The organism is Streptomyces sp. NPDC026575, assembly GCF_055567415.1.
On sequence record NZ_JBVHQM010000030.1, the window covers coordinates 13,107 to 39,583 of the forward strand.

Genomic DNA, 26,477 nt, shown 5'->3' on the forward strand with positions numbered 1-26,477 from the left:
TGGCGGTGCGGGTGTCAGTTTCCCAGGTTGGGTCCGCCGACGCGCGCGACGTTCATGAGAGTGACCGTGTAGAAGACCGGCCATGACGAACCGTCAGGTCGCTGGACCGTGGCACTCATCGTGACGGCCTTGGGGATCGTACTGGTGGCGTCCTGGTATTGGGGCGTCACCTCGTAGTACACCGCGTCTCCCGCTCCCAGGGGGAGGGACTCCACGGCTTCCTGGACGATGACTTCGTACGTCCGCATGCTGCCTCGGGTGGTGTTCAGCCCGACCTGCCAGCACGGGAAGAGGTTCGCCCAGGACTTCTGGCTGTTGCCCCTCCCGCCGAGCTTCCTGGCGATCAGGTGGCAGCGAGCGAGGTTGGCGCCGGGGGCCTGTATCTGCGCGTCCTGATAGCCGGTGATATCGCCACTGGCCACGGATCCATCCTTCGCCAGGGGATTCGCCAGGCATGCCTTGGCCGGGCCGGACCGGGTGCCGGGCGGGCCCGGCGGGGTGGTCTTCTTGTTGCGCTCCGGCACCGGCTGGGTGGTGTTGAGGATCCAGCCGCCGCCGCTGGCGCCCGCCAGGGCAGGCTTCTTGGTCAAGCAGGCGGCCTTGCCGCCGGAGGACGGGGACGGGGACGGTGTACCGCCGCCGGGCGAGGGGGAGACCGGCGCCTGCGGGACGGCGATGACCTGGTCGATGACCATCTTCCTGCCGCCGACCGTGACGGTGGCCTGGCCACCGCGCTTGATGGCGGCGACGAAGGCCGCCTGCCCCGCGGGTGCGGCCCCGGGCGTTTGGACTTTCAGTGCCGTGTAGTTGCCGTTCGGCTTGCGGACCAGCCCGTCGTAGGTGCCGACCGGGCTGGCGAGCTGCGCCGCCTGAGAGGCGGGGAGGGAATCGACGGCGCTGGGCGACAGGTACGCCGTGCCCGGCCGCATGTCCACTGTGGTGCCGCTCCGCCTGGCGTACGCCTCCAGCGCGGAGTTCTGCGGCTGCCTCGACGGAACGTCGCTACCGCCGGCGTCGATCCCCTGGTCCGCGGACCGGTCGATCTGCCCTGGTGGGTTGGCCGCGTCACCGCCCTGGTCCATCGCCGCCGCCGCGTCCGGCGGATTGTCGGCGAGGCTCTGCATGGCCGCGGCTATCTGCCGGAGCAGCTCCTGCCCCCGGGACTTCAGCTGCTGCTCTCTGCTCCGCAGCGCGCTCACCTGCTGGTCGTGCGCCGTGATGGCGGAGGAGAGCTGCTGCTTCTCGGTGCCGAGCTTGGCCTTCTCCGCGTCGAGTTGGGCCTTCGTGCGCTGGATGGAGCTCTTCTGGGCCTCCAGCTGGGCCTTCTCGGAGTTGAGCTGGCCGGCCTCGTTGGCGTACGCGTTGGCCGCGGCGGCCTGCCTGGGCAGTTGGAAGGTATGCGGTTTGCTGTTGTGGGCTCTGATCCTGGCGCTCAGGGCCTGCGAGCGTGAATTGAAGTCGCCGACCTCCTTGCCGGCGGCGGCGTCCTTGCTGTTGTACGCGGCGGCGTCCTTGTTGTAGGCCGCGGACTCCTTGGTGATCGCCTCTGCCGCCGCGATCAACTTCTGCGCCTGTCGGGCTATTTCCGCTTCCTGCCGGTTGAATTCCTCGACCTGCTGGACGAGCCTCGCTGAGGCGGCGCCGATGTCCGAGGGCGGAGCCAGGGCCGTCACGGCGCCGGGCCCGGCCGCGACGGCCGGAGCGCTGGTGGCCGCATTCGCCCGCGCTCCCGGGTTCGCGATCGGCGCCAACGCCGCCACCAGGAGCAGGCAGGCGACGCGCAGTGCGCCGCGCCGGATGCGAGCGGTCGTCTTCCGCGGTGCCCTGGTCATCCGCTCACCTTTCTGGTGAGTGCGTCGGCGAGCTTGGCGGCGGTCGGCTGGCCGTTGCCGCCCTGGCAGACGGCGACCTGCACAAGGGCGGCGCCCTTCAGGCGCGCCTGGTGGTAGCAGGTCCATCCCGCGCCGGAGTCCTGCGTCGCGGCCCAGGCCATGGCGACCGGGGTGGGCGGCCCGCTGGTGTAGGCCCACTTCGAGGTGCGCCCGGCCTGGTCGGTGCGTGTGGAGGACGGGCACCGGGCGAGACCGGCGGAGAGGGTCTCGAAGGCCGTACCGGCCTTACCGCTGTCGGGGAATACCCCGACGACCTGGTTCACGGTGTAGGAGCCGGTGCCGGCAGGGTCTTCGTAGGTAGCCGACACGAAGGCGCTCCAGGCATGCCCGTAGACGGACTGGGTCGCCGGCCCGACCGCCACGGCGCATTGCTTCGGAGAAGCCGTGATCGGGGCGTGCGGCTGATTCGACCGGGGGCCGGAGACCACTGTCGTCCTGGCCAGTCGGCTGACCCTGTCGGGGGTGAGGAGATCCGCTTGGACCGTCCCTTCGACCAGGTGCAGGGGGATCACCTTCTGCTGGTGCGGCCAGAGTGCCCACCCGACGCCGGCCAGCAGCAGACAGACCACCACCCCGAGCGCCGTCCATCGGCGGCGCCCCGTCGGCATCAGCCGACGCAGCCCATCGGGCGGCCACTGCCGCCCCCACCTCCTGTCGGTACTGAGGGCCCCGCCCGGACCGCCCTCTCTCAAGCCCAGCGTGTCGCTCGACTCGGCCGCGTCTAGGTCACCGGACATCTTCAACCCCCGTTTAGTCACCTGTCCGTGGACACGCAGGATTCCCCCTGGATGAGACCTGCCTGCATCAGATGCCGACGACGCTAGGCACGGCCGATGAAATCCCGCTTACAGCCATGAATCCACTGATGGGAGGGCATGGGCGCGGAGCGCAAGAGAGGCGCCTGTACGGGCGTCGGCGGACCAGTGGGGGGCGTTCCACTGGTCGGCGAGGGCGGCGGCCCGGGCGAAGTGGGCGGCGGCCGCGTCGTCCCGGCCGAGGAGGAGGGCGAGTTCGCCCAGCGTGTGGGCGACCAGCGCGGCGTCGAGGTCGAGGTACCGGGTGATCTCAGTACCGGTCAGCAGCAAGGCCGTCGGGGCAGTTTCGCCGCCTGTCATGGCCGTCGCCCGTCGGGAGCCTGCGGCGTCGCCGTGCCGAACGTGCTGCGGTCATCCCTGCTGCGCTCTCCACTCTCCCGTCTCGGCATACTTGCCGGTTCGGCCAAGGCGACCCTTTCCGTTCTGGTCAGCCGTACATCGCTACGCGGTACAGAGCCGCAAGCGCGTCGTCGATGGGATGGGGCTGCGGCTTGCCCAAGCAGTCGAGCCTGTTCCACCTCTGCAGGTTCACCGCGACGGCCATCTGCCGCTTGCCGTCGGCACGGATCATGGCTAGTGCTCCAGCACCCCAGACCGTGCCGCCGTGGCCCCAGAAGGTGCCCTGCCCTGGAGACTCCATCGGGTGCAGGCCGAGTCCGTAGTCGATCGTCTTTCCCTCTTGGGAGACGACGGGGACGGTGCGTTGCATCTGCGCCAGCGACGCCGGGCTGACGATCTCGCCGGCCAGCAGCATGCCGAAGAAGCGGTTGAGGTCCGTGACGGTCGATATCAACGAGGCCGTGGGCCCCACCCATGACATGTCGTAGACGCTGTAGTCGCGCGGCGGGTCGATCATGCCGAACCACGCCTCGTAGATCTGCGAGTGCGGCCCGTCGACGCACAGTCCGGAGGGAAATCCGGTGTCGCGGAGACCGGCACGTTCGATGACGTTCCGGGTGATGTACTGCTCGGCCGTGGTGCCGGTCACCTCCTCCAGGAGTTGGCCGAGCAGCAGGTAGTTGGTGTTGGAGTACACCCCCGGTGTACCGCCCGGGGCGCCGACGGCAGGTGCGGTGACCCCCATCTCGATCAGTTCGGTGGGGTCGAACCGCGTGAACCGGTGGTCGTCCAGGCTCTGGGGTCGGGTGTCCGCGATGACGGGGTACGCCCTGAGGGAGGCGTAGGCGTACGGGAGGTACTCGGGGAAGCCACTTGTGTGGTTGAGCAGCATCCGGACAGTGATCGCGTCACCGCGCTCTCCGGGAACCAGCCGCGGAAGGTACCGGCCGATCGGCGTGTCGAGACCGACCTGCCCACTCTCGACCAGCCGCAGAACCGCGGCGGCGGTGAAGGTCTTGGTGATGCTGCCGACGCGGTGCCGCATGTCGGCGGTGACGCAGCGACCGGTGGCGACATCGGCGACCCCGGCGGCGCCGCGCCAGACCTGGTCGCCGTCGCGCACCTCGGCGAACAGGCCCGGCATTCCGGCGCGGTGGACGTTCTCCATGGCGGCGTTCAGCTCCGCGGGATCCAGCGGGTTCCTCACGACATGCGTCCTTTCGTAGTCCCCGGGGCGAGCTGCACGCCGGCCGCCTGACCCGGGTCACAGGGCACGAGTGGCACGCCGGCCCGCCTGCTGCCGGGGCCGTTCGGCACTCTCACGACTCATTATGCACGCGGTGCGTGCAACACCAAGTGCATAGGTTAGACTGAGCCTCGGCGAGAGGGGTGAGATGGCAGGCAGAAGGCGCTGGTCGACCGAGGAGATCCTTGATGCGGCGGCGGAGTTGCTGCGCACGGGCGACGCCGATTCGTTCAGCGTGCGCAAGCTCGCCGCGGTGCTCGGGACCGATTCCTCCAGCCTCTACCGGCACTTCCGCAGCAAGACCGAACTGCTGCGGGCGGTCGCCGACCGGATCCTCCTGGCTGCCATGGACGGCCACCGCCCCGAGGGCGACTGGAAGCAGCGCATCACGGCCCTTGCCCTGCGGGTGAGGGAGGCATTCGGCCGGCAGCCCCAGCTCGCCGCGGTCTGGGGACGCTACGCGTCAAGCGGCACCGGTTCCCGGCTGGTCATGGAAGAGGTGCTGCAGGCTCTGCGCGCGTCGGGGCTGCCCGACGAGGAGATCCCGGCGCGCTACCACCGGATCGCGGTCCTCATCGCCGCGTTGATCGCCTCCGAAGCTGGGGTCAGTACCGTCACGCCCGGAGAGCACGAACAGGGCATGGAGCTGTTTCGCGTCGCGGTACTCGGCGCCGACCCCGCACACTTCCCGGCCCTGGCCCACTTCGCCCGCGACGTTCGCCCCCTCGGGGCGGACCGCCGCGCCGCGTTCGAAGAGATCCTCGCTGCCCAACTCGCCCACATCGAGGCCGCAATCCGCCCGAGCTAGGACCTGACCCATCGGACAGCACACCTAAGGGCTGTCCCGCAATCCCTGGCGGGCGCACGACGACAGCTACGGCACCTCGCCGCGTTGTCGGAACGCCCGGATACGCCCAGTATCCGGACGCCCCTCCGCCTTGCGATGCACCGCATCTGACGCCGTCCGCTGATCCACCAGGGATTACGGGACAGCCCTTAGCCGACTGGCTCGGGAGTGTCGGCGATAACCCCGGCTCGACCGGCTCTCCCGCTCCGTCCTGCACCTGGTGAACGCCCATGGAGTCATGACCATGGACGGAGAGCGGCGGAGGAGGCCAGATCAAGGCTGTCCTGTGCCCCGAGGTGACGGTCGCCGACGCGTCGATGCAACAGAGCAGGGCGGCAAGCTGATGCGGCGTGGCCGGTCCGCGTCGACGAACAGACCGACGTCGTCCGGGAGGAGACCTTCGCCCCCTCCGCCACGTACTGAGCTACGACACCATCGAGGAGGCCATCGCCGTGCACACGAAGCCGATCGACAGCCCTGCCCCGACGTCCGTCCCGGTCCCGCGCCGGGGCGGGCGTGCCCGTGCTTTTTCTCGAATGGGCAAGGATGCACCCCGGGTATCCCCGTGCGATAAAGGGAATATGGCGGATGCACTGAAGAACGCCGATATCGAAGTCAAGATCATGATTCCTGGCGAGGCGGCCGAGTCCGCATGCCGGTTACTCGGGCTGGAGGCCGATGACGGAAAGGGCCTCGCGATCTACTTCTGGGACAAACCGTGGACGAACGGTGACGATATCCGTCTCCCCCTGTCGGAGGCGGGAGTTGTCATTCGGCTACGGAAGTCCGAGAAGGGCGATGCGGACGACCTGACCGTGAAACTGCGGCCGTGCGTCCCGGACGTACTGCCTGCCGACTGGCGGGCGAGTCGTGACGGGAAGGACTGGGAGTTCAAGATCGAGGAGGACTGGGCCGGCCGCAACCGCGCCTGGGCGGCGTCACTGAAGGTGGAAGACGACTTCGACCGGCCCACCGTCGGGAACGGGGACGGTGGCGGAGGCGCCGGGAACTCGCGTCGGCCCAGGCTGACCCGAGACCAGAAAGCGCTGTTGGCGAGCGTCGAGGTCACCGACGACGAACTGGCGGACGTCGTGCCGCTCGGCCCGGTCCAGGCCGTCAAATGGAAGCCCTCCCGTCGCGATCTGATCCACCCGCTCACCGCGGAATTCTGGAGCGTCGGCCCCGACCTGCGATTCCTGGAGCTGTCGCTCCGGGCGCATCCCGCGGAAGCCTCGGGCGCACAGGCCCTGCTGGAACGGGCCCTCCTGGACCTGGGCCTCCCGTCCCCCTCGCCTCAGATGTCGAAGACCCGCAGTGTTCTCACCGTCCTTGCCCGCGCGTACCTGACCCGGTAGCGGCGGGAGCATCTTTTGCCCCGATTCGCAAGAAATGCTAACCTTTTAGTGGACCGAGTCCATTCCTCGTCCCCATTTCCGGGGTCATTCCTGTCGCCTTCCTGTCGCCTTGGCTTCCCGCCGGAATTCGGTAATGCCTCACCGGCCGCAGCCGCGCCCAGCGGCCGAACCTGGAGGTGCCAATTGTCTGAGAATGATGCGACCACCGCCCCCGTGCGCCGAGGTTGCGGGACAATGCCGGTACACCACCTGCTGATGGCCGAGAACCCGGCATACGCCGCGAACCGTGTCCAGATCGAGAATCAAGCCTTCGCCTATGAGACCGGCGCCGAGTCAACGGCACGGGTCGGCCTGACCCGTATCCCGGTCGTTGTGCACGTGGTGTTCCACACTGCCGCAGAGAACATCGGTGCGGACCAGGTCACCAGCCAGATCGACGTGCTGAACCAGGACTTCCGGGCCCTCAATCCGGATATCGACCGGGTCCCGGACGTCTGGAAACCGCTCGTGGCCGACAGCCGCATCGAGTTCCACCTCGCCACGCTGGATCCGCAGGGACAGCCCACCGACGGCATCACCCGCACACAGACCCAGAGCACGAAATTCAACATACGCACCAACGCCGTCAAGGGCGCGTCGAGCGGCGGCCACGACGCCTGGCCCGCCGACCGCTACCTCAACCTCTGGGTCTGTCCGCGCATCTTCGACCCCGCGGACCCCAACGAGGTACTCGGCTATGCCCAGCTCCCGGGTGGTCCCGCGAAGACCGACGGGGTGGTCATCGGCCACCGGTTCTTCGGCACGACCGGCACCGCCTCCGCTCCCTTCAACGGCGGGCGTACGGCGACCCACGAGGTGGGGCACTGGCTCAACCTGCTGCACATCTGGGGCGACGACGACGGCGGCTGCAATGGCAGCGACCTCGTCGCGGACACCCCGAACTCCAGCGGTCCCAACTTCCAGACGCCGACCTTCCCTCGGCTGTCCTGCAGCAACGGGCCCCACGGCGACATGTTCGTCAACTACATGGACTACACCGACGACAAGGCCATGTTCATGTTCACCAAGGGCCAGGTGGCCCGCATGGAGGCCACCCTCGACAGCGCCCGGTCGTCCTTCAACGGCGGTGGCTGACGGGCAGGCAGCCCGGACCGGACAGCGGCCGAGCAAGGCGCCGGATCGCGTAACCGTGGTCGGATTCGACGAGCCCCATCAGAGTCCTCGGGGCTCGTCGTCGTCGACGGCGCCGGGGGCGAGCGCGGGGGCGGGGAAGGCGTGGCGGGCCTCGCCGCCGGACCACCACACCCCGATCGCGAAGACCGCGACCGCCTCCAGCAGCGCCGCGCGTCGCAGACCGCCGCAGGGCAGCGGGGTGCAGCCCATCGACGCGATCAGCTCTGCCGTCAGCGCGGCGGCGGGCGGGGCGTCCGCGCAGAAGGGTACGGCCAGCGGCGCACCCTCGAAGGCCGGCCGGGGCAGGGTCCAGATGCTCTCGTGCGGGAGGCCGAAGACCTTGGCGACGTGGGCTTCCGGTGCGGCGACCGCGAGGCGTGCGGCGACAGAGTCCGTGCCGCCGGCCGTGGTCAGGGCGGGCCCGTCGGTGGCGGGGACCATCGGCACCGTGCAGTCGAGCAGGGTCCGTCCGGCGAGGGCCGGGGCCAGCTCACTGGCCACCTGCGGTGCGACGTCCGCGGGTACGGCGACCAGTACCGCCTCGCCGAACCGCGCCGCCTCGGCCAGGCTGCCGTTGCCGGCGGCACCGATACCGGCCGTGATCCTGGCCGCTGCCGCGGTGTTCCGGCCACCCACGATGACCTCGTGTCCGGCCCGTACCCAGGCCCCGCCCAGTGCCGCGGCCATGGCGCCCGTACCGAGAATGCCGATGCGCCTCGGCCTGCTCGTCATCGTGCTGTTCACGTCGTGTGCGTGGTGTGCATCGTGGGCATCGTGTGCGTTGTGGGATGTCATGCCGGGGACGCTAGGCGGTCCGATGCGCACCGCTCGGTAGGTATCGGCAGGGCAGGATGTCCGCATGGGAGAGCTCGGAGAGCAGCGAGAGCCGGATGGGACGGACGACCTGGGCGGGGATCCGTTCGCGGCGGACTGCCGGGCCCGGATCGCCTTCGAGGTGCTGGCCAACCGCTGGGACAGCGTGGTGGTCTTCGTCCTCGGCGAGGGGGGCCCGATGCGGCCGCGCGCCCTGCTGGCCCGGATCGGCGGGATCAGCCCCAAAGTGCTGAACGAGGCACTGCGGCGGCTGGAGTACAACGGCCTGGTGGAGCGCCGCCGTTACGCCGAGGCCCCGCCCCGCGTCGACTACTCCCTCACCGAGGCCGGCGCCGCCCTGCTCGCCCCGATCCGGGCGCTGGGTGCGTGGGCCGCGGCCCACGCGGACACCGTCCTGGCGGCCCAGGACCGCTTCGGCCGCCCCTGAGGACGGTCCGGTGGTTCCCGTGCGCAGCCCGAACCCGACCGATCAGGGGGACCGGCCGGGGCCGCGGCGGGCGAGCGCTACCCCTCGGCGCAGATGGCGCACCTCGGCAGCGAGCGCCGACCAGGGCACCCCGACGCTTTGCCGGGACCGCCGCACAGCGCGTATCGGATTCACCAGCTCCACGAGACCGGCATCCGTCACCTCGAACAGCCGCTTGTCGGGCCGTGCCTCCTGGAGCACTTCGCGTCCGGCGATCAGCCCGTCCTTCTCCAGCCGGGTCGGCTCCGCATAGACCTGCTGGGGCCGCGCGCGCCAGAAGTCGGCCACTCCGAGGTCGGAGGACTTCGCCAACTCGTAGCCGCTCAGCTCCCCTTCGAGCATCGCCGCCGGCACCACATGCCGTAGCGCCATCGGCCACCCTGCTCCGCTGTTGCAGGAACCTGCGATCTTCTGCTGCCGGAGCCTGCGGTGATGATATTCCTCAACGGGAGTAGCCATATTCATGGGTAGTACGCGTCCGTACCTGGGGGATGAGCTGTGACCGCCAAGACCACCGCCGAGGCTTTCCGAGTCGCCATCGAACAGAGCGACCTCGCGGCCCTGGAGGACCTGTTCGCCGACGACATGCGCCTCTACAGCCTCGCGAAGTCCAAGCCCCTTGAGGACAAGCAGGCGATCCTCGGCCTCTTCGGTGTCCTGATGCGCACCTTCGAGGACTTCCGTTACGTCGCCCAGTACACCGGCGCCGCTGCGACGAGCGCCGATGGCACCGAGGCTCCCTCGGAGGTGCTGGTCTTCCGCGGCACCGTGGGCGGCGAGGAGATCCACGGGATCGATCAGCTTCACTTCGGGGACGACGGCCGGGTCAAGGAGTTCAGCGTCTTTGTCCGGCCGCTGTCCGCCGCGCAGGCGCTGAGCGAGGCGGTGCTCGCCGGGCTGGCGGAGGCGGGGCTCGTGCCGGGGCCGGCCGCCCAGTAGCGCGGGATCGGCCGCGGGCCGGTGCGGCGCCGGGCACGCCAACGACTGGCCGGTGCGGCGCCGGGCGCGCCGACGACTGGCCGGTCCGGCGTACGAGGCCCGGTCCCACACCGGTCACCGCGGCACCCTGTTCAGCTCCGAGCCCACGCTCGGATCCACACCTGCCCGGTTGCCGGTGCAGGCCACATCCTCTTGAGGATCTAGTACTCGCCTTACGGAAGGACAAGTCATGTGTGGTGTCGCCGGGTTAGTTCGATTCGACCGGGACCTCGGGGCGGCGGACCGAACGGCCGTGGCCGCGATGACCGAGACGATGAGCTGCCGGGGGCCGGACGCCGGTGACATCTGGCAGGGCCGGCACGCCCTCCTGGGGCACCGGCGCCTGGCGATCATCGATCTGCCCGGCGGCCATCAGCCCATGCGGCGCGACGTCGCCGGCCACGGCGCCGCGGCCACGGTCGCGCTCTCGTACAGCGGCGAGATCTACAACTTTCAGGAACTGCGCACCGAGCTCACACAGCAGGGACATCGTTTCGAGACGAGGAGCGACACCGAAGTCGTCCTGTGCGCGTACCTACAGTGGGGTGACGCGTTCGTCGAACGTCTCAACGGCATGTTCGCCTTCGCCCTGTGGGACGGGCGGAAGGAAGAACTGCTGCTGGTGCGCGACCGGCTCGGAGTCAAGCCCCTCTACTGGCAACCGACTCCGGCGGGCGCGCTGTTCGGCTCCGAGCCCAAAGCCGTCCTCGCGCACCCTGACGTCCGTCGCGACGTCGGCATCGACGGCCTGCGCGAGATCTTCTCGCTGACCAGGACGCCAGGAAGGACCCCTTACGCACATCTGCACGAGGTCGAACCGGGCACGTTCGTACGCATTCGTGACACCGGGAGCCGGGTCCACCGGTACTGGTCGCTCACCGCACAGGAACACACCGACAGCCTGGACGCCACGGCCGCAACGGTCCGCGGCCTTCTGGAGGACGCCACCCGCAGGCAGCTCGTCGCCGACGTACCGCAGTGCGTCCTGCTCTCCGGCGGCCTGGACTCCAGTCTCATCACGTCCATCGCGGCCCGCGCGATGCAGGCGCAGGGCGCCCGTATCCCGTCCTTCGCTGTGGACTTCGAAAGCGAGGCGGAGTTCGAGGCATCGGAACTGCGCGGAGAGCCCGACGCTCCGTACGCCCGGCTGCTCGCCGCCCAGGTCGGCGCGGACCATGCAGACCTCGTCCTGAATGACGCCGAGCTAATGGACCCGCGCACCCGTGCGGCCGTCGCGGCCGCCCGCGACGTCCCGGCCGGCTGGGGCGATCTCGACACCTCCCTGTACCTGCTGTTCCGAGCCATCCGGGGCAAGTCGACCGTCGCCCTCTCCGGCGAGGGCGCCGACGAATTCTTCGGCGGTTACCCGTGGTTCCACCGGCCCGAGGCCGTGAACGCCGCGCAGTTCCCGTGGGCGGGCCTCGAAACCTTCAGCCTGGCGGATCCCGCCACCAGTCGCCTCACCCTGCTCTCGCCGGAGCTGCGGGCCGACCTCGACATGGAAGCGCACGCCAAGAACTCCTACCAAGAAGCGCTGGCCGAGGTGCCCAAGCTGCCGGGCGAAAGCCGCCTGGAACGCAGAATGCGGGAGATCGGCCATATGCACATCACCCGCTGGCTTCCGGAGATGCTCGACCGGAAGGACAGGATGAGCATGGCCGTCGGCCTCGAAGTGCGCGTGCCGTTCTGCGACCACCGGCTCGTGGAGTACGCGTTCAACATCCCCTGGTCGATGAAGAGCTTCGACGGGCGCGAGAAGAGCCTGCTCCGCCTGGCCGCGCGGGACTTGGTGCCCGACGCCATCATCCAGCGCAAGAAGGCCAGTTACGCCGTCACGCAGAGCCCCGCCTACATGTCGGAACTCCGCCGGAACCTTGCGGACGTCGTCTCCGACTCCACGGCCCCGGTGCATCAGCTCCTCGACCGGGACGCCGTCCGCCGCGCCGTTTCCCCACCCGAGGGCGAGCACGTGAACACCGGACGCTCAGCCATCGAGCTCGTCCTCTCGCTCGACCTGTGGCTGCGAAGGACCGCGCCCGCAATCAGCCTCTGAACCCCACCACGCACGCGCACCCGACCACGCACGCGCACCCTTGGCCACCTCGCATTCCAGAACGGCGAATTGGGCATCGGTGAGCCTGGGCCGCCCCGGTGAGCCGCGCGAGACCAGTCCCTCGACCGGGGGATTCCTGCTCGAACGGTTCTGGTGGGGCTCGGTCTTCCTGATCAACCTGCCCGTCATCGCCCTTTTCCTGGTCTTCGCACCGATCCTGCTGCGCGAAGTGCGCGCGACCCGCTCCAACGGAGGGACGGATGACCTTCATCCCGATATCCGCCGAATCCCGCAAGGAGACCCATGTCTGTCAGCACATCTGAACTCTCGCCTGCTCCATCGCTTTTCTCCCCGGTCTCCCTCGGGAAGATGACGCTCGCCAACCGCATCGTCATGGCACCGCTGACCCGGGTGCGGGCCGGTTCCTCCGGCATCCCCGGGGACCTGATGGTCGAGTACTACCGGCAGCGGGCGAGCGTCGGAATGATCATCACCGAGGGCACCTTCCCCGACCATGCGTCGCAGGGATGGGTCGGCGGGCCGGGCATCGCCACCGACGAGCAGGCGGCCGGCTGGCAGAAGGTGTTCGAGGCGGTGCACGCCGAGGGCTGTCACATCGTCATGCAGATCCAGCACGCCGGCCGCGCCACACACCCCGACATCAACGGCGGCCGCCGCATCCTCGCCCCCAGCGCGATCGCCATCGACGCCAACACTCCGTTCACGGAGAAGGGCGAGCAGCCCTTCCCCGTGCCGGAAGCGATGACCACCGCCGAGATCCGGGAGGCCCTGGAGTGCTTCGTCGCAGCGGCCCGCCGGGCCGTCGAGGCGGGAGCGGACGGCGTGGAACTCCACGGCGCCAACGGCTACCTGCTGCACCAGTTCCTCTACCCGGGGGCCAACCAGCGCACCGATGAGTACGGCGGCTCCCCCGAGAACCGGGCTCGCTTCGTCGTCGAGGTGGCCACGGCGGTCGCCGAGGCCGTGGGTGCCGAGCGGGTCGGGCTGCGGATCTCGCCGGAGATGACCTCCGAGATCCTCCGCCAGGGTGTCTTCGAGACCGACCGGGATGACGTCCTGGCCACCTACGGCACCCTGGTGGACCAGCTGCGCCCGCTGGGCCTGGCCTACCTGTCCGTCCTGCACAGAGAGCCGGGCGGCGAGCTGGTGCAGGAGCTGCGACAGCGCTTCGACGGCAAGCTGATCGTCAACAGCGCCTTCCTTCGGCAGACCACCCGTGAGGAGGCGATGCAGCGGATCGAGGCCGACCACGCCGACGCCGTGGTCGTGGGCCGGGCCCTGATAGCCAACCCCGACCTGGTCGAGCGCTGGCAGGGCGGGCATCCCGAGAACGAGCTGCGGCCGGAACTGTTCTACACACAGGGTGCCGAGGGCTACACCGACTACCCCTTCCTCCGGACGGCTTGAGGCCGGTGTGATGCGCCAGAAATCGCGGGCTCAAGTCCGTAGCCTGTTTTCATGCCTCGGGGCCCTCGTGCCGTTGAAGTCAGGCTGTCCGGCCATGAGTTAGCTGAGTTGTCGCGCTGGGTGGATGGGGCGGTAGAGCCCCGTCTCGCCGAGCGGGCACGCATCATTCCGACGTGCGCAGCGGGGCGCCGAATTCGCGTGTGGCGGCGGACTTGAAGGTGACCGCAGGGACCTTGACCCCGGAGTCTGGACACAGGGTTATGCGACTTGGGGAAGTGCAGTTGACGGCTCGTTGAAGAGGCCGCCGAGCTCCCGACGGCGCTCATGCTCCTGGTCACGCCTGCGGCCGTAGCGGCGCTGGTGGTCCTCAACGAACTCGCAGCGGTTCAACGAGTGGGCGCCGGGGCGGCGTCCGTCAGCGGCGCGGATCCAGTTGCGCAGCGTCTCGGTGTTGACCCCGAGGTCCTCGGCGACCGACTTGCGCGGGGGCGTCGGTCCCTGTCGCCTACTACTTCGCCGATCTGCGCGCGACGGTCGCCATGATCTTCCGGACCTGGCCCGAAGCCCGCCCGTACGCAGGCACATCGTGCCTGGCCGCCGTGCTCGACGCCGAGCATGCTTCCCGCACCGCGCAGGCCCAGCCCCTGCTCGACACCGCCGGGAAGAAGAACACCTCCAAGCCCTGCACCGCGCCGCCGACCGCCTCCCTGGCAACGGGCGCGGTTCTGCAGATCGCGACGCGGTTGCTCCGGGCTGCGGATCCCTGCGAAGCGCGAGAGTCGATGACCCCGCTCGTTCACAGACTTCGCGATGCCGACCGTGCGCTCAGCGTCTACTTGTGCCGCGCTGCCTGGATCTCAACGCCCATGAGGACTGCGGTCGGCGGCTGCTGAAACGCGGCCGACGTCATGCCCCACGAGCAGTGACGTCGCCTCAGGACACCGCCATTTCTGGATTGTCGGGATGTTTGTTGATCCACGCCAACCCAGTGGCATCGAGGTGGTGGCGGGCTCGTGTGACGGCCCCGTAGGCCAGGCGAGCCTCCGCCTCGTCAACGGGCTTGGGAAGAGGCAGGCCCTGGGCGTTGACCTCGTCGGTTTCGGCAGGCGGGGTGACGTCGCAGGCGATGCGCCCCCGGGCCCATTCGCGGCCCTTGGCCTTGTGCGCGGTGGAGAAGATGGCCTGGGATGCGGTCTCAGGGACGAGCCGGTCGACGGCTTGGAGGATGGCATCTGGCCCGTGCTCATCGATCAGGTTGACGAAGGGCCGCAGGTCACGGCCCACCGGATCGTGTTCGGTGTACTCGCGCAGGGCGTTCCAGGTGGTGAAGAGCACGAGTTCGGGGGCGATTTCGCCACCCGACGGTCCCACCCCGCCTCCGATCCGAGGCGGGGCGGGGCGGGGCGTCAGTCCGCGGAGTCCCTCTTCGGCGTCCCGTCGCCCACGGTGCCCGGATGTGAGACGTGGCTGGCGGACTGGTCGCCGGTGTGGTCCGTCCCTTGCGGGTCGATCGTGGCCGCCCAGCGTTCCGCCCAGCGGGCGAGGGGGTCCAGGGTGTGGAGCACCTCCTGTCCCAGCGGGGTGAGCTCGTAGCGGCTGTCCGGTAGTTGGTGAATCACCTGGGCATCCAGCAGTTCGGTCAGGCGCTGCCGCATCACGCTGGAGGACATGTCGTCGCACCGCTTCTGCAAGGGGCGGAATCCAAGCGGACCCGCGCGAAGCTCCCACAGGATGCGCAGACTCCACCGCCGCCCGAACAGATCGAGTGCGGCCATGAGGGGGCGGCCGGTGGTCGAGCCGCGAACAGGATTGCCAGGTCTGGGTGTTGCCATGTCGGGATGTCCAGCCCTCCAGGATTGACGCTTCGAATTCCGACACGCTAGCATCATCGACCGCTTCGGAAATCTGGCTCGTCCTCGCCCGCCGGCGCTCACCCGAGACCAATCCGATCGCAGCCCCAGCCGGTTGATCGAAGCCGTCCGACTTCGACGCCGTCTCCGTCGGCTCGCTGACCCACAGCGCGCCGGCCATGGATCTGAGCATGCTTCTGATCATCAATTCCGAACACAGGAGGTACCGTGGCCAAGGGCTACTGGGTCAGCGTCTACCGCACCATCGCAGACCCCGAGAAGGTGGCTGCCTACGACAAGCTGACCGGTCCAGCCATCGAGGCCGCGGGCGGGCGGACGCTCTCCCTCGGCAGCCGGGTCGTCGCACACGACGCCGGAATCGCCGAGCGCACCGTCCTGATCGAGTTCGACAGCTTCGAACAGGCGGTCGCCGCACGCGAGAGTGCGGCCTACCAGGAGGCGCTGGCCGTACTTGCTGACGCCGTCGAGCGCGACTTCCGCATCGTCGAAGGCCTCGACTGACGACCGATGCCGCGTCGGGGAGGAACACGATGCCGGCTGCGGGGATCACCCTGGCTCGTCAGCGCGCCACACCGTCGCGAAAAGCGTCAGGCCGGTGGCATCGGCGGTGATGTCCGGTCCGGCGACGGTTCCTTCCCGGCGGCGCTGCGGCTCGGACGTCGGCCTCGATGTCGGCGGGGGTGCGTTCCACGTGGTTCCAGCGGCCGATGCGGGTCATCAGGGCGGCGTACGGGTTAGAGGTCGCGATGTTGGAGAAGCGGACCGTGTCTCCGGGCGGCACAGGCGGGACAGGGTGGTGCGGATCAGGGCTCGGGTGAAGCGTCCTTCGAGGTAGTCGAAGGGGCCGTGGTCGGCGGCCAGATGGGCGGCGGTGCGCAGGACGTTGCCAGGGGGCCGCGGCGGTCTGGGCGCGGGCCATGCTCGGCATCGGCCGAGGCAACTCGACTCTCGCGTTCCTCGACATTTTGGCCGTTATGACGCAAACCGGTCTCCGCTCTGAGTAGCCCGAGCGAAAGGCGCCTGACGGGCAAAAGCCCAGTTCAGGCGCCTTTTCTCGCGGACCTAGAAGAACCCCAGCTTCTTCGGCGAGTGGCTCACCAGCAGGTTCTTCGTCTGCTGGTGGTACAGCGCTCATAGTGGTGCTGGCCTGCTGTAAAGGCTGCTGTAGTGGCCGTCTGTGGAGCGTCGGTCCGTGCATGGTCCGGAACTTGGCGTCAGCTACCTGATTGCCAGGCCATGGCGGCGGCAGCGCCAAGAAGGGCCCTGGAGTCTGGTCGCCGGCGCGTGATGAGGATCAGCGAGGCGTGGGGAGGGGCCGGGAACCGCTGAACGTGCGTGGGCACGGCGGTCTGGCTATGTGCTGAGCGCGGTGCCTCTTCGGCTTCCATTGGTGCCGGGTTTGGGGCAAGGTTGCGGGAGTAGCGGGTTGGCCAGCATCTATGCAGGTCAGAGGTGGTGCAGGGCGGATTGACGCATGTGCATGTGTCGCCACCTGTCACCATCTCTGGCAGGGTGCATGCTGGCTCAATGCTGACTTAGCTGACGGTTCGTCAGATAAAAGTGATGGCATGTCAATTCCATGGTCTCACGCCTTGAATCGGGGAGCGGGCAGCCTCGCATGTCTGAGCGGTTGAGCAGGCTCGACCTTTACAGTTGGCCCCGATGTAAACGTCTGTCCTGAGTTTTGTTCGGTGTCCAGGGAATGTCGTCGAAGACACAACGGCTGAGGGTGACGTGCTGGGGTGGCGCAAGAGAAGCGTCATGCTGGCGGGAGATGCTTGCATGCCCGTCGCGATCGAGGTCCCCGCTTCCAATGAGGGCCCCGACGCCGATTAGCGGATGGCGGATACCGTCGGGCGACGAGGCTGGATACCGCTGAACTTGCAGGGTGATCTGTGGCGGTCTCCGAGGCGACAATGTCGATCAGATCCTCCCCGCATCGACGTCATTGCCGTTGATCCCGCCTCCCACGCATTGCTCCCGTAGTCTGTGGCTGGCTATTCTCCAGTAACTTGAGCGCATCTGTGAGGCGGGGCGTATTTGCCCAGGCCAGAGGTGTGTTGCCGGTTGGTCTCGGGCGGTGTCGAAAGGTTTTCGGGAGCATTCCCGATCCGGGGAGGTGGCGAGCCGCCTGCCTTGGGTCTCTTCGGCCTCGTATGGGGCGGGGGTCACCCCGTGAGGGCAAGGTTGTGCAGCCGGGCGATGCCGAGCATGGCGGTGTGCACGCCGTCGCCTTTCAGGCGGCAGTCACGAAGGATCTTCCAGGTCTTCATCCGGGCGAAGGCGTGTTCGACGCGGGCGCGAACCTGCTTGTGGGACCGATTGTGTTCCACTTTCCAGTCCGGGAGTTCTTCGTCCTTGCGGCGGCGGTGCGGAATGACCAGTCCGGTGCCCTGATAGCGGCCGTCGGCGATGGTCATCGTGTTGCCGACGGCGGCCTTGGCGCCGGACTCTTCCCAGCCACGCGAGTCGTGTCGGTTGCCCGGTACGGGCCGGCCGACCACCACGACCAGACAGGTGTCGGCGTCGATGACGACCTGGTGGGCTGTGGAATAGCGGTAGTTCTTCGACTGCTCAGCGACGGTGTGGTCCCGAGTGGGTACCAGCGTGCCGTCGACGATGAGGAGGGTGTCCTTACGGAACCGCCTGCGTGGTTGCACGGCGAGCATCGGCCCGAGGTGATCGATGATTCGATCGGCGGCCGACTTGGAGATCCCGAAGAGCGGTGCCAGTTGGCGCATCGTCAAGTTCGTGCGCCGTACGCTGCGACCAACAGGATGCGGTCCTCCAGTGACAGGCTCCACGGCCGTCCGCGACGCACGTCGGTCGCTTGCTCGCGCTGCATTGAGGTCACCAACTTGGCGAAGCACCGCGGGCTTATCCCGGTGAACGGGGCTATCCAGGACGGCTCCAACGCCGTGATCACACCAGTCACACCAAGATCGGCTGTTGCCATTTTAAACATATAGCGGACAGGGGGCCTTGCCACAAGGCCCCCATAAGGGGCGAAAATCGCTTCCCGCGCGCCGGGGGTCTGGCGCGAGACGGGAGCGAGATGCGTTTTCTGTTGTCCACGATCGGGTCACGTGGAGAAGTCCAGCCAGTGGTGGCGCTGGCCATGCAGTTGAAGGAAATGGGTTAGGACGCCGTGGTGTGTGCGCCCCCTGACTTCCTGAGGCCCGTCGGATCGGGCTATGCGCTTCCACGGGTCATCAGGGACAAGATCCTCAGATCCCCCGCAGACTCTGCCAACGAAGATCACCGACTCCGGCCGACACGCCGATCTCATTCTGAAACGATCAGTTACAGACCCGGCGAGGCACGTAGGACGCGATCTTACGGTCCCGTTTCCCGGACAGTTGGGCAGCCTGATGTCTATTCTTTAGCTCGGTATGGGGTGCCTTGGGGGTCACTCCTGGTCTCTGGGGGCGGCTTGTGGCGGGGCGTCTGCTGATCGATCTGGACGGTGACGGTCGGGTTGCGGTGCGGGAGTGGCCGGCGGGGGAGCCGAACTCAACGGAAGTCGCCCCGTCGGCTCCGTTCGCATGGCCTCTGGACGAGCACGACTTGGAAGAGCTGCGCTGGTACCTGGAGCAGTACCTGCACACCCCTTTCGGTGTCTACACCGACCGCGGACGAGAAGTGGAAGCTCGGCTGCCGCAGTGGGGCGCCAAGATCTTCGCGGCCGCATTCGGCGTCGGTCCGGCCCGTGACGCCTACGTTCGGGCCCGGGCCCGAGGCGGGCCACTCGAAATCGTGATCACCTCCGCGGCAGCCGGACCGCTGGGGCTGCCCTGGGAGCTCATGGCCGACCCCGCCAGGCCCACTCCGGTCGCGCTGGACAAAGTGGCGATCCTGCGCAGTCTTCCCGCCACCGTCGAAGCGAGACGAGCTTCCGGCTCACGCCTGCGAGTCCTGATGGTGATCTCCCGGCCGGCCGGGCCGAACGACGTGGCCTACCGGATGATTGCCCGGCCGCTGTTGCGGTGCCTGGAGGCCGTCCGTGGCACAGTCGACTTGGTCGTGCTGCGTCCGCCCACGCTGCGGCGCCTCGAGGAAGTCCTCAGCGAGGCTCGCGACGCCGGTGAGCCCTTCCAGATCGTGCACTTCGACGGCCACGGCGTCTTCGGTGAGGCCCCCGATGCAGGTGTCGCGGGCCGCAGCGACTCCGGAGATGGTCCCGACCCCGAGGGCATGCTCGTGTTCGAAGGTGTCGCCGGCGGCCAGCATCTGGTAACCGCTGGTCAGATAGCCCGGGTCCTCGGGCAGGCGCAAGTGTCCATGGTCGTCCTCAACGCCTGCCAATCTGCGGTGGTGGGTTCCCGGGTGGAAGCCGCCGTCGCCACCCGGCTGCTCAAGGAGGGCACCACAGCCGTCGTGGCGATGGCCTACAGCGTCTACGCTGTCGCGGCCGCAGAGTTCATGACGGCGTTCTACGAACGCCTGCTCTCCGGGGGCAGTGTCGCGGAGGCCGTCACGGCGGGGCGCGCGCAACTCGCGAGCGCCAACGGCAGGCCCTCCCCGAGGGGGCCGGTGCCGCTGGCCGACTGGATGGTTCCCGTCCTGTACGCCCGCGGCGAGGCACGTTTCCCGAACCTCCGCACCCGCAGTCCCGCTCGCGAGACCGGCGAGTCCCGGGGCGGGGACGAGGACATGTCGGCGGAGCACGAGTTCGTCGGGCGCGACACCCTGTTCCACACCCTGGAAACCGCCACCCGACTGGAACGTGTCGTCGTCCTCCACGGGCCTGCCGGTGTCGGCAAGACTGAACTCGCGAAAGCATTCGGGCGATGGGTCCGCGACACCGACTCTGTGGACGATCCCGACGGCGTGATCTGGCACTCCTTCGAACCCGGCGTTGCCACATCCGGTCTCGACGGGGTGATCAATGCCATCGGGCTGCAGTCGATCGGCACCGACTTCGCGAAGTTGAACCCCGATGGGCGCCGGATCGCCGTCGAGGACGCCATGCGGACCCGTCAGCTGCTGCTGATCCTGGACAACATCGAGTCCGCGCACTCGATGCCCGACCCTGCCCAGGCCACCCCGCCGCTGACCGACCATGAGCGGGACGAACTGCGCGAGTTCCTCGGGCGTGTCGCCGCAGGCGGCCGCAGTGCGGTCATCGTCACCAGCCGCACCGAGGAGGACTGGTTGGGGGACGTGTGCCGGGTCGCGGTGCCCGGACTGGAGCCCGAAGAGGCACATCAGTACGCCGACAAGATCCTTGCCCGCTACCCCCTCGCCCACCGACGCCGGGAGACACGGGACTTCGGGGAGCTCCTGCAGTGGCTGGACGGCCACCCGCTCAGCATGCGCCTGGTCCTGCCCCACCTGGACACCACCGAACCCCGCGCACTCCTCAACGGCCTCCAGGGGTCCGCCCCCCTCCCCGGCCCCGACAGGGGCGGCCGGACCCTCTCCCTGTCCGCGAGCATCGGCTACTCCTTCAACTGCCTTCCGTCCGCGGACCAGCGCGCACTCGTCGTCCTCGCCCTTGTCCACGACGTCGCCTCCTGTCTGGTGCTGGGGTTGTTCTCGGACGAGCCGGAGGTCCCCGAACGCTTCCGCGGACGCACGGCACAGGACTGGGACGAGCTGCTGGCACGGGCGGCCCGGGTGGGGCTGCTGGTGAAGGTGGAGCGGGCGGGCCTGGCGAACGGCTGGGGTGCGAGTCTCTATCGCGTCCACCCCGCCCTTCCCTCCTACCTGGGCGCCCGCTGGCGCGCCGAGGAACCCGGCACACGCCCCGCAGCCACCCACGCGCTGCTGATGGCCTACGGCGGGTTCGGCGCCTGGTTCCACAGGCACATCCGCGCAGGAAAGGCCGAGCTCGCCGTCGCCCTCCTCGGCCACCAGCGGCGGACCATGGGCGCACTCCTCGGCCACGCCCTCGACCACGAACAATGGGAGGCGGCCCAGGCGCTCGTCGCACCGCTGGCGACGTACTGCGAGCTCCAGGGACTCACCGAGGAAGCACGGGCCTGGACCGACCGTGTCCTTGGTGCCCTCGACGCAGGCGATGGCACCTCGCTCGACCTGGACACCCCTGCCGGTGGGCTGTGGCGATTCGCAGTCGGCTCCCACACCGGCCGGCAGATCATGGCCAGCCAGCTCGACCAAGCCGAAGACACGTACCTCGAGCTCCGTGAGAGGTTGACTCACCAACCCGCGTCTCCCCGTCGGGATTCGGATCTCGCCGTCTGCTGCCACCAGCTGGGCGTCATCGCTCACGGCGCAGGCGCGCTCGACGAGGCCGAAGAGTGGTATCGCGACGCCCTCAAGATCGAAATAGCCCTCAGTGACCGGTCGGGCATGGCCCTCACCTGTCATCAGCTGGGTCAGCTGGTTCACGAGCAAGGCCGTGTAGAGGAGGCCGAAAACTTGTTCCGCGAGGTCCTCTGGCTCGAGAAGGACCTGGGCGACCGGCCGGGCATGGCCGCTGCCTACCATCAGCTGGGAATGCTCGCCCGTGCCCGGGACGACCTCGACGAGGCCGAAGACTGGTACTACGAGGCCCTCACCATCCAAACGCACCTCGGCGACCAGCCCGGCATGGCCCGTACCTACCACCACCTCGGCGTCGTCGCAGCGCACCGGGGAGAGCTGGAAGCAGCCGAAATCGGGTACCAAAAGGCGCTCATCATCAGGGAAGCCCTCGCTGACCTGCAGGGCATGGCCCACACCTACGGGGCACTCGGTCTCCTGACCGAAAGACGCGGTCAGCTGCGCGAAGCGCTGGCATGGACGGTGCGGGCCGTGACTCTCTTCGACGACTTCCCGCACCCGGATTCCGGGCCGGCGCCCGTACATCTCGTGCGGCTGGCCGACGTGTTGGGGATCGGGCCTCTGGAGGAGGTCTGGCGATCCGTCACAGGAGATCCGTTGCCGCCCACTGTGCGTCGCCACGTCGAGGACCTCGCACCACCATCGTTCGAAGAGGAGTGACCATGGATGTTACGACGATCCGGGGGGCCCGGGTCGCCGCGAGGCGCCTGCGGGACCGCTACCCCGGCCTAACGTATGACGTAGAGGAAGCCCTGCAGGGAGGCGCCACCAGACGCCCGGACCAGTACGTTGACGTCGTCTCGCTCGCTTCCCTCGTCGTGAGCGTTGCGAGCCTGACCTGGCAGATTTACAACGATCTGAAGCCCCGCGGTCACGCGCCAGAGCCCGATGCCGTGGAGCGTGACGTGACGAGCCGGCTGGACACCGCAGACGGAACGGCCCTGGCCATGAGCCGCGCCGACCTCGAACAGGTCATCCACATTGTTGTCACCGAGACCCTGAATACCGCTCAGCTCGACCACCCAGAGGAGCACGACGAGCCCCTGCACTCGTAATTGTCGGGAGGCTCTCGGGGAACCGGACGCTGGCCGCGAAGTGCCCTCGCTGCGACGGGCTCCCCGACCTGGACACCTGGTTCGCCGTCAACCATCGAGCCCCGCCGACCGGAGGTCGGCGGGGCCCACGCACGCTCTACCGATCCCCACCCTCCCCACACCGTTGACCTAGTCAGCAAGTGGGGAACCCGATCGCGCCTGGGGAATTTCGCGGCTGTGACGGATATTTCGTGAAGGCCAGTTCCAAACATCCGTCGTGCCCGGCAATGTCCCTTCATCAGCATGGTGTTCGTGGGGGACGAACAGTTCTGGGATCTGGTGTGGCCTGACGTTGAGGGGCTGGTCATCGACGCGGTGGGCGTTGTTGGGGATGCGGTACGGATTGATCTGCATGCTCGGCAGCCGGCGGGGGCATGTCCCTCGTGCGGTGTGACCGCCTTACGCGTGCACAGCACGTACATGAGGCGCCTGGCCGACCGTCCGCTGGGCGGTCGGCGGGTGTTGCTGCGTCTGCGGGTCCGCCGGTTCTTCTGCGACAACGGCCTGTGCTCCCGCCGGACGATGGCGGAACAGGTGCCGAGCCTGACCGCGCGGTACCGGACGTCGGACGACGGCCCTGGCCCGGATGGTGCAGGCGATCGGGCTGGCCGTCGGCGGCCGGGCCGGTGCCCGGCTCGCCGGCTACCTGCCGGTGCGGACGAGCCGGGACGTGATTCTCGGGGAACTCTGGCGACTTCCGGACCCAGCGTCCGCCCAGGTCAGGGTGCTAGGGATCGACGAGTTCGCGTTCCGCAAGGGCGCCACCTACGGCACCGTCCTCATCGACGTCGAAACACGCCGGCCCATCGACCTCCTGCCCGACCGCACCGCGGACACCGTCATCTCCTGGCTCGCCGACCACCCCGAGATCGAGGTCATCTGCCGGGACCGGTCAAGCACCTTCAGCCAGGCCGCCGCCCGCGCGGCACCCAACGCGATCCAGGTCGCAGACAGGTGGCACTTGCTCCACTCGCTGGCCCGCGCCGTCGAACGAACCGCCCACCAACACCGCGTCTGCCTGCGTAAAGACGCCGAGACGGACCAGCCGCAGGAGCCTTCAGACCCGGCGTCCTTGGCCGCGCTGATCGGACCACCCGATCCGAGCGACCCACCGGACGGCCAGCTCCTGGCCCGCGTCCGCCAATGGCACAGCGAGATCCACCAACTGCGCGAACGCGGCTGGACGGTCAGTCGAATCGCCGACCGCCTGGGCCGGGACCGCAAGACCGTCCGCCACTATCTCACCACCGACCTCGACCAGATCCTCGCCTCGGCTCGCGAACGCCGCCCCAACGGCCACATCAACCGCTTCAAGCCCTACCTGCAACACCGCTTCCGCGGCGGCGCGACCAACGCCTCCGCCCTCTTCCGGGAGATCCGTGAACGCGGCTACCGCGGCAGCCGCGTCGTGGTCACCAAGTACATCGCTACCCTCCGCGCCGGCACCGCCACCCCCGAACCCGCACGGCCGATTCCCAGCCACGCCGGATCACCACCTGGATCATGCGCCACCCCGACACCCTGACCGACAGCCAGCGCGACCAGCTCGACAGCATCCTGGACGCCTGCCCGGACCTGGCCACCGCCCGCGACCTTGCCCACGAGTTCAGCGCCATCGCCCGAGAACGCCGAGGCCAGAACCTCACAAGCTGGATGACCCGAGCTCTCGACCAGGGCCCCTCACCAGTCCAGGGCTTCGCCGCTTTCCTCCAGAACGACTGGGACGCTGTTGTCAACGGCCTCACCCTGCCCTGGAGCTCCGGCGCCGTCGAAGGCCAGGTCACACGCATCAAGCTGATCAAACGCCGGTCATACGTCCGGGCCTCCTTCGCGCTCCTGCGGACCCTCGTCCTCGCTCAGCCTCCATGACCCGGGACAGTCTCCTGACCTGGGGTTATCAGGCTGCATGTGACATCCTGCGACAGTGCTTTTGAGTGATCATGCGAGCAGCGTCGAGCTCTGGCCTCTGCGCTACCAGTTCCCCGCCGCCCCGGGAGACTCATACGACGACAACTGGCTGGTCATCGGTGGAAAGGTGACGACTCACGAGGGCAGTTGGTCGTTCACTGACCCATGTCTGCTGACCGACGAGGCCCGTGAGGTGACCGCCTGGCTGCGCGCGGTGGCCGCTGGCACAGTGCCCGCGACCGGTCGGGACACCGAAGGCGAGTTGTGTCCGGACACCTGGTTCGTCGAGCCGGTCCTCGCCTTCAGCCTCGCCGATCAAATCGAGGGCGTGGCGGTGATTCGCGTTCACCTGTCCTTGGAGGCTGCACCCCCATGGCAGCAGGGCGCCGAGAGCACGGGCATTTACCAGTACGCCGTGGAGGTACGGGTGGATAAGGATGCTCTGCTTCACGCCGCTGAGCAGTGGGATCTTGCTCTGGCGTCCTTCCCGCCCCGCTGACCAGCATCGTGTGACAGCGGGCATCACGAAATATCCGCCACAGCCAATTTCGCAGATCCTCATCAGTTCGCCCTTCCTGCAGCCGGTCCGACACCACGGCGACCTGCTCTCCGTTGCCGAAGACCAGCCAGCCACCCCGCTCACGAGCCGCGACATAGTGCCGGATCGGATCGTGAGCCAACTCGCCAGTCGGCGCGACGAATCAACTTTCGTCCCCCGGCGCAGGACGCGGGCCTTGGAGGCGGCGCTACGTCCGGTGAGGAAGTAGCCGCCGCACAACGCGCCACCCAGGACCTCGCCCACAGCACGCCCCGCCCCGGATAGCGATTTCCTGCCACTACCTCATGCACCTAGTCCGCAGGGACGCACACTCCTCTGCCGGTCGCCTCAAGAACGCGGATCTCCAGGCACCACCATCCATCCGGAGACGCGGCGGCCCTCGACCGGCACCCCAACCGACAGCCGCACCCGGCCTCCCTGACAGTCACTCGGATGAGCGACACCAAACGGCACTCATCCACCGTCACGGACATGTAGTCTATGAATCGTCGCAGTTCAGAGCCGGTATCCGAGCTCCTGCAGTCGGTAAAGTCGAGTACAAGCGCGGCGTCGATGCCGGCGTCATCAACCAGGGCCTGTTCTACCTGGCATGGCTGATGGACCATCGCGCCGAGTTCGAGCACGTGGTCCGCGACCGGCTCGGGGTGACGGCCGCGTCCCAGGTCCTGTGGAGCGGCCCTCGCCTGATCTGTATCGCCGGCGACTTCACGCGCTACGACGTGCATGCAGTGCGCGAGCACCGGCGGTCGATCGATCTGGTCCGCTACCGACTCTTCGGCAGCGACCTGCTCGGCCTTGAGACCGTGGCGTCTGTGAGCGGCGGCATGCAGGTAGTACGTCGGGCGCGCCGCCAGGCGGTTGCCCGGGGAGCGGCCGACGTCCAGGGCGCGTCGATGGTGGAGGTGGCGGATGCTGTCGACGAGGCACTGCTCGGGCTCGGGGACGGCGTGAACCGCGTCGAGCGCAAGCAGTACCGGGCGTATCAGCGGTTGCGGAACTTCGCCTGCCTCTGCCTGCCGCAGCGCAGCAAGCTGCTGGTCTACCTGAAGGTCGACCCGCAGGACGTCGACCTCGTTCCGGGTTTCACCCGTGACGTGTCCGGTCTCGGTCACCACGGGACGGGTGATCTGGAGGTGCAACTGCGTACGCCGCGAGACGTGGAGCGGGCGCAGGATCTTTTCCGAGCGAGCTACGCGGCGGCGTGATTGCCGGGGCGGTTCACAGCGTCTACGACCAGTCACACGACCTGGATCAGTAGCGCATTGATACGACACCCCTAACCGCCATCGGCCGGCCCAGGAGGTGGGCCGGCCTTTCCTCCGCACGCCGCG

At 68.4% G+C, this 26,477-nt stretch carries 22 protein-coding genes and 3 pseudogenes; 16 read left to right on the top strand and 9 right to left on the bottom strand.

The window, feature by feature from the left end:
* Positions 1-14 precede the first annotated feature (14 nt).
* From ACZ4NB_RS31780 to ACZ4NB_RS31795, 4 genes are all read right to left on the bottom strand, one after another.
* Positions 15-1,832 carry a DNA/RNA non-specific endonuclease gene (locus tag ACZ4NB_RS31780; RefSeq protein WP_467666504.1) on the bottom strand — a complete coding sequence of 606 codons (1,818 nt, stop codon included), beginning with the start codon at positions 1,830-1,832 and terminating at the stop codon, positions 15-17.
* On the bottom strand, positions 1,829-2,500 hold the full coding sequence (locus ACZ4NB_RS31785; RefSeq protein ID WP_467666505.1) for a sensor domain-containing protein: 672 nt from the start codon (positions 2,498-2,500) through the stop codon (positions 1,829-1,831). The genes ACZ4NB_RS31780 and ACZ4NB_RS31785 overlap by 4 nt, the downstream gene beginning before the upstream one ends.
* Positions 2,501-2,737: 237 nt before the next feature.
* Positions 2,738-3,007, bottom strand: coding sequence for a hypothetical protein (locus ACZ4NB_RS31790; protein WP_467666506.1), 270 nt, complete (start codon positions 3,005-3,007; stop codon positions 2,738-2,740).
* Positions 3,008-3,134: 127 nt separating this feature from the next.
* Positions 3,135-4,253 carry a serine hydrolase domain-containing protein gene (locus ACZ4NB_RS31795; RefSeq protein WP_467666507.1) on the bottom strand — a complete coding sequence of 373 codons (1,119 nt, stop codon included), beginning with the start codon at positions 4,251-4,253 and terminating at the stop codon, positions 3,135-3,137.
* Positions 4,254-4,440: 187 nt separating this feature from the next.
* On the opposite strand from ACZ4NB_RS31795, the gene ACZ4NB_RS31800 reads away from it, so the two are divergent.
* The 3 genes from ACZ4NB_RS31800 (at position 4,441) to ACZ4NB_RS31810 (ending at position 7,628) form a co-directional block, all read left to right on the top strand.
* On the top strand, positions 4,441-5,100 hold the full coding sequence (locus ACZ4NB_RS31800; RefSeq protein ID WP_467666508.1) for a TetR/AcrR family transcriptional regulator: 660 nt from the start codon (positions 4,441-4,443) through the stop codon (positions 5,098-5,100).
* 575 nt (positions 5,101-5,675) lie between these two features.
* The gene (locus ACZ4NB_RS31805; RefSeq protein ID WP_467666509.1) at positions 5,676-6,494 is read left to right on the top strand and encodes a hypothetical protein; all 819 of its coding nucleotides are present in this window, start codon (positions 5,676-5,678) and stop codon (positions 6,492-6,494) included.
* A gap of 234 nt (positions 6,495-6,728) precedes the next feature.
* A complete protein-coding gene (locus ACZ4NB_RS31810; protein WP_467666510.1) occupies positions 6,729-7,628 on the top strand; it encodes a zinc metalloprotease in 900 nt (299 codons plus the stop codon).
* Positions 7,629-7,706: 78 nt separating this feature from the next.
* On the opposite strand, the gene ACZ4NB_RS31815 is transcribed toward ACZ4NB_RS31810, so the two are convergent.
* The gene (locus ACZ4NB_RS31815) at positions 7,707-8,462 is read right to left on the bottom strand and encodes an NADPH-dependent F420 reductase (RefSeq protein ID WP_467666511.1); all 756 of its coding nucleotides are present in this window, start codon (positions 8,460-8,462) and stop codon (positions 7,707-7,709) included.
* A 64-nt stretch (positions 8,463-8,526) separates the two neighbouring features.
* Here ACZ4NB_RS31815 and ACZ4NB_RS31820 point away from each other — a divergent pair, with 64 nt between their 5' ends.
* Positions 8,527-8,928 carry a winged helix-turn-helix transcriptional regulator gene (locus ACZ4NB_RS31820; RefSeq protein ID WP_467666512.1) on the top strand — a complete coding sequence of 134 codons (402 nt, stop codon included), beginning with the start codon at positions 8,527-8,529 and terminating at the stop codon, positions 8,926-8,928.
* A 174-nt stretch (positions 8,929-9,102) separates the two neighbouring features.
* On the opposite strand, the pseudogene ACZ4NB_RS31825 reads toward ACZ4NB_RS31820, so the two are convergent.
* Positions 9,103-9,339, bottom strand: a pseudogene (locus tag ACZ4NB_RS31825) (PadR family transcriptional regulator); the annotation flags it as partial.
* Positions 9,340-9,465: 126 nt separating this feature from the next.
* On the opposite strand from ACZ4NB_RS31825, the gene ACZ4NB_RS31830 reads away from it, so the two are divergent.
* From ACZ4NB_RS31830 to ACZ4NB_RS31845, 4 genes are all read left to right on the top strand, one after another.
* Positions 9,466-9,906, top strand: coding sequence for a nuclear transport factor 2 family protein (locus tag ACZ4NB_RS31830; protein ID WP_467666513.1), 441 nt, complete (start codon positions 9,466-9,468; stop codon positions 9,904-9,906).
* Between the two features lie 229 nt (positions 9,907-10,135).
* Positions 10,136-11,998 carry an asparagine synthase (glutamine-hydrolyzing) gene (asnB, locus tag ACZ4NB_RS31835; RefSeq protein WP_467666514.1) on the top strand — a complete coding sequence of 621 codons (1,863 nt, stop codon included), beginning with the start codon at positions 10,136-10,138 and terminating at the stop codon, positions 11,996-11,998.
* Between the two features lie 303 nt (positions 11,999-12,301).
* The gene (locus tag ACZ4NB_RS31840; RefSeq protein ID WP_467666515.1) at positions 12,302-13,426 is read left to right on the top strand and encodes an alkene reductase; all 1,125 of its coding nucleotides are present in this window, start codon (positions 12,302-12,304) and stop codon (positions 13,424-13,426) included.
* Positions 13,427-13,965: 539 nt separating this feature from the next.
* Positions 13,966-14,319, top strand: a complete 354-nt coding sequence (locus ACZ4NB_RS31845) for a hypothetical protein (protein ID WP_467666516.1) — start codon at positions 13,966-13,968, stop codon at positions 14,317-14,319.
* 40 nt (positions 14,320-14,359) lie between these two features.
* Here the strand turns inward: ACZ4NB_RS31845 and ACZ4NB_RS31850 are convergent, their stop codons facing one another.
* A complete protein-coding gene (locus tag ACZ4NB_RS31850) occupies positions 14,360-14,797 on the bottom strand; it encodes a hypothetical protein (RefSeq protein ID WP_467666517.1) in 438 nt (145 codons plus the stop codon).
* A 35-nt stretch (positions 14,798-14,832) separates the two neighbouring features.
* Positions 14,833-15,315: a winged helix-turn-helix transcriptional regulator gene (locus tag ACZ4NB_RS31855; protein WP_467666518.1), complete on the bottom strand. Its 483-nt coding sequence runs from the start codon at positions 15,313-15,315 to the stop codon at positions 14,833-14,835.
* Between the two features lie 189 nt (positions 15,316-15,504).
* Here ACZ4NB_RS31855 and ACZ4NB_RS31860 point away from each other — a divergent pair, with 189 nt between their 5' ends.
* A complete protein-coding gene (locus ACZ4NB_RS31860; RefSeq protein ID WP_467666519.1) occupies positions 15,505-15,798 on the top strand; it encodes a DUF1330 domain-containing protein in 294 nt (97 codons plus the stop codon).
* A gap of 1,667 nt (positions 15,799-17,465) precedes the next feature.
* Here ACZ4NB_RS31860 and ACZ4NB_RS31865 read toward each other — a convergent pair.
* Positions 17,466-18,232, bottom strand: a pseudogene (locus ACZ4NB_RS31865) (transposase).
* A 632-nt stretch (positions 18,233-18,864) separates the two neighbouring features.
* Between ACZ4NB_RS31865 and ACZ4NB_RS31870 the strand changes: the two are divergent.
* The 7 genes and pseudogenes from ACZ4NB_RS31870 to ACZ4NB_RS31900 all read left to right on the top strand — a co-directional run bounded on the left by ACZ4NB_RS31870 (position 18,865) and on the right by ACZ4NB_RS31900 (position 26,351).
* On the top strand, positions 18,865-22,245 hold the full coding sequence (locus ACZ4NB_RS31870; RefSeq protein ID WP_467666520.1) for a CHAT domain-containing tetratricopeptide repeat protein: 3,381 nt from the start codon (positions 18,865-18,867) through the stop codon (positions 22,243-22,245).
* 2 nt (positions 22,246-22,247) lie between these two features.
* The gene (locus ACZ4NB_RS31875) at positions 22,248-22,640 is read left to right on the top strand and encodes a hypothetical protein (RefSeq protein ID WP_467666521.1); all 393 of its coding nucleotides are present in this window, start codon (positions 22,248-22,250) and stop codon (positions 22,638-22,640) included.
* 282 nt (positions 22,641-22,922) lie between these two features.
* Positions 22,923-23,168: pseudogene (locus tag ACZ4NB_RS31880) on the top strand (transposase family protein); the annotation flags it as partial.
* Between the two features lie 97 nt (positions 23,169-23,265).
* Entirely contained in the window at positions 23,266-24,204 is a 939-nt protein-coding gene (locus ACZ4NB_RS31885; protein ID WP_467666522.1) for an ISL3 family transposase, read from the top strand.
* On the top strand, positions 24,180-24,548 hold the full coding sequence (locus ACZ4NB_RS31890; RefSeq protein ID WP_467666559.1) for an ISL3 family transposase: 369 nt from the start codon (positions 24,180-24,182) through the stop codon (positions 24,546-24,548). The genes ACZ4NB_RS31885 and ACZ4NB_RS31890 overlap by 25 nt, the downstream gene beginning before the upstream one ends.
* A gap of 55 nt (positions 24,549-24,603) precedes the next feature.
* Positions 24,604-25,086, top strand: coding sequence for a WapI family immunity protein (locus tag ACZ4NB_RS31895; protein WP_467666523.1), 483 nt, complete (start codon positions 24,604-24,606; stop codon positions 25,084-25,086).
* Positions 25,087-25,652: 566 nt separating this feature from the next.
* A complete protein-coding gene (locus ACZ4NB_RS31900) occupies positions 25,653-26,351 on the top strand; it encodes a DUF5655 domain-containing protein (protein ID WP_467666560.1) in 699 nt (232 codons plus the stop codon).
* The last annotated feature ends 126 nt before the right edge of the window (positions 26,352-26,477 follow it).

What these genes read in the sequence shown, in the direction of transcription:
- ACZ4NB_RS31780 (WP_467666504.1), bottom strand. Translation starts at nt 1,832, where the DNA reads ATGACCAGGGCACCGCGGAAGACGACCGCTCGCATCCGGCGCGGCGCA.
- ACZ4NB_RS31785 (WP_467666505.1), bottom strand. Translation starts at nt 2,500, where the DNA reads ATGCCGACGGGGCGCCGCCGATGGACGGCGCTCGGGGTGGTGGTCTGT.
- ACZ4NB_RS31790 (WP_467666506.1), bottom strand. Translation starts at nt 3,007, where the DNA reads ATGACAGGCGGCGAAACTGCCCCGACGGCCTTGCTGCTGACCGGTACT.
- ACZ4NB_RS31800 (WP_467666508.1), top strand. Translation starts at nt 4,441, where the DNA reads ATGGCAGGCAGAAGGCGCTGGTCGACCGAGGAGATCCTTGATGCGGCG.
- ACZ4NB_RS31805 (WP_467666509.1), top strand. Translation starts at nt 5,676, where the DNA reads ATGGGCAAGGATGCACCCCGGGTATCCCCGTGCGATAAAGGGAATATG.
- ACZ4NB_RS31810 (WP_467666510.1), top strand. Translation starts at nt 6,729, where the DNA reads ATGCCGGTACACCACCTGCTGATGGCCGAGAACCCGGCATACGCCGCG.
- ACZ4NB_RS31815 (WP_467666511.1), bottom strand. Translation starts at nt 8,462, where the DNA reads ATGACATCCCACAACGCACACGATGCCCACGATGCACACCACGCACAC.
- ACZ4NB_RS31820 (WP_467666512.1), top strand. Translation starts at nt 8,527, where the DNA reads ATGGGAGAGCTCGGAGAGCAGCGAGAGCCGGATGGGACGGACGACCTG.
- asnB (WP_467666514.1), top strand. Translation starts at nt 10,136, where the DNA reads ATGTGTGGTGTCGCCGGGTTAGTTCGATTCGACCGGGACCTCGGGGCG.
- ACZ4NB_RS31840 (WP_467666515.1), top strand. Translation starts at nt 12,302, where the DNA reads ATGTCTGTCAGCACATCTGAACTCTCGCCTGCTCCATCGCTTTTCTCC.
- ACZ4NB_RS31845 (WP_467666516.1), top strand. Translation starts at nt 13,966, where the DNA reads ATGATCTTCCGGACCTGGCCCGAAGCCCGCCCGTACGCAGGCACATCG.
- ACZ4NB_RS31855 (WP_467666518.1), bottom strand. Translation starts at nt 15,315, where the DNA reads ATGATGCTAGCGTGTCGGAATTCGAAGCGTCAATCCTGGAGGGCTGGA.
- ACZ4NB_RS31875 (WP_467666521.1), top strand. Translation starts at nt 22,248, where the DNA reads ATGGATGTTACGACGATCCGGGGGGCCCGGGTCGCCGCGAGGCGCCTG.
- ACZ4NB_RS31885 (WP_467666522.1), top strand. Translation starts at nt 23,266, where the DNA reads ATGGTGCAGGCGATCGGGCTGGCCGTCGGCGGCCGGGCCGGTGCCCGG.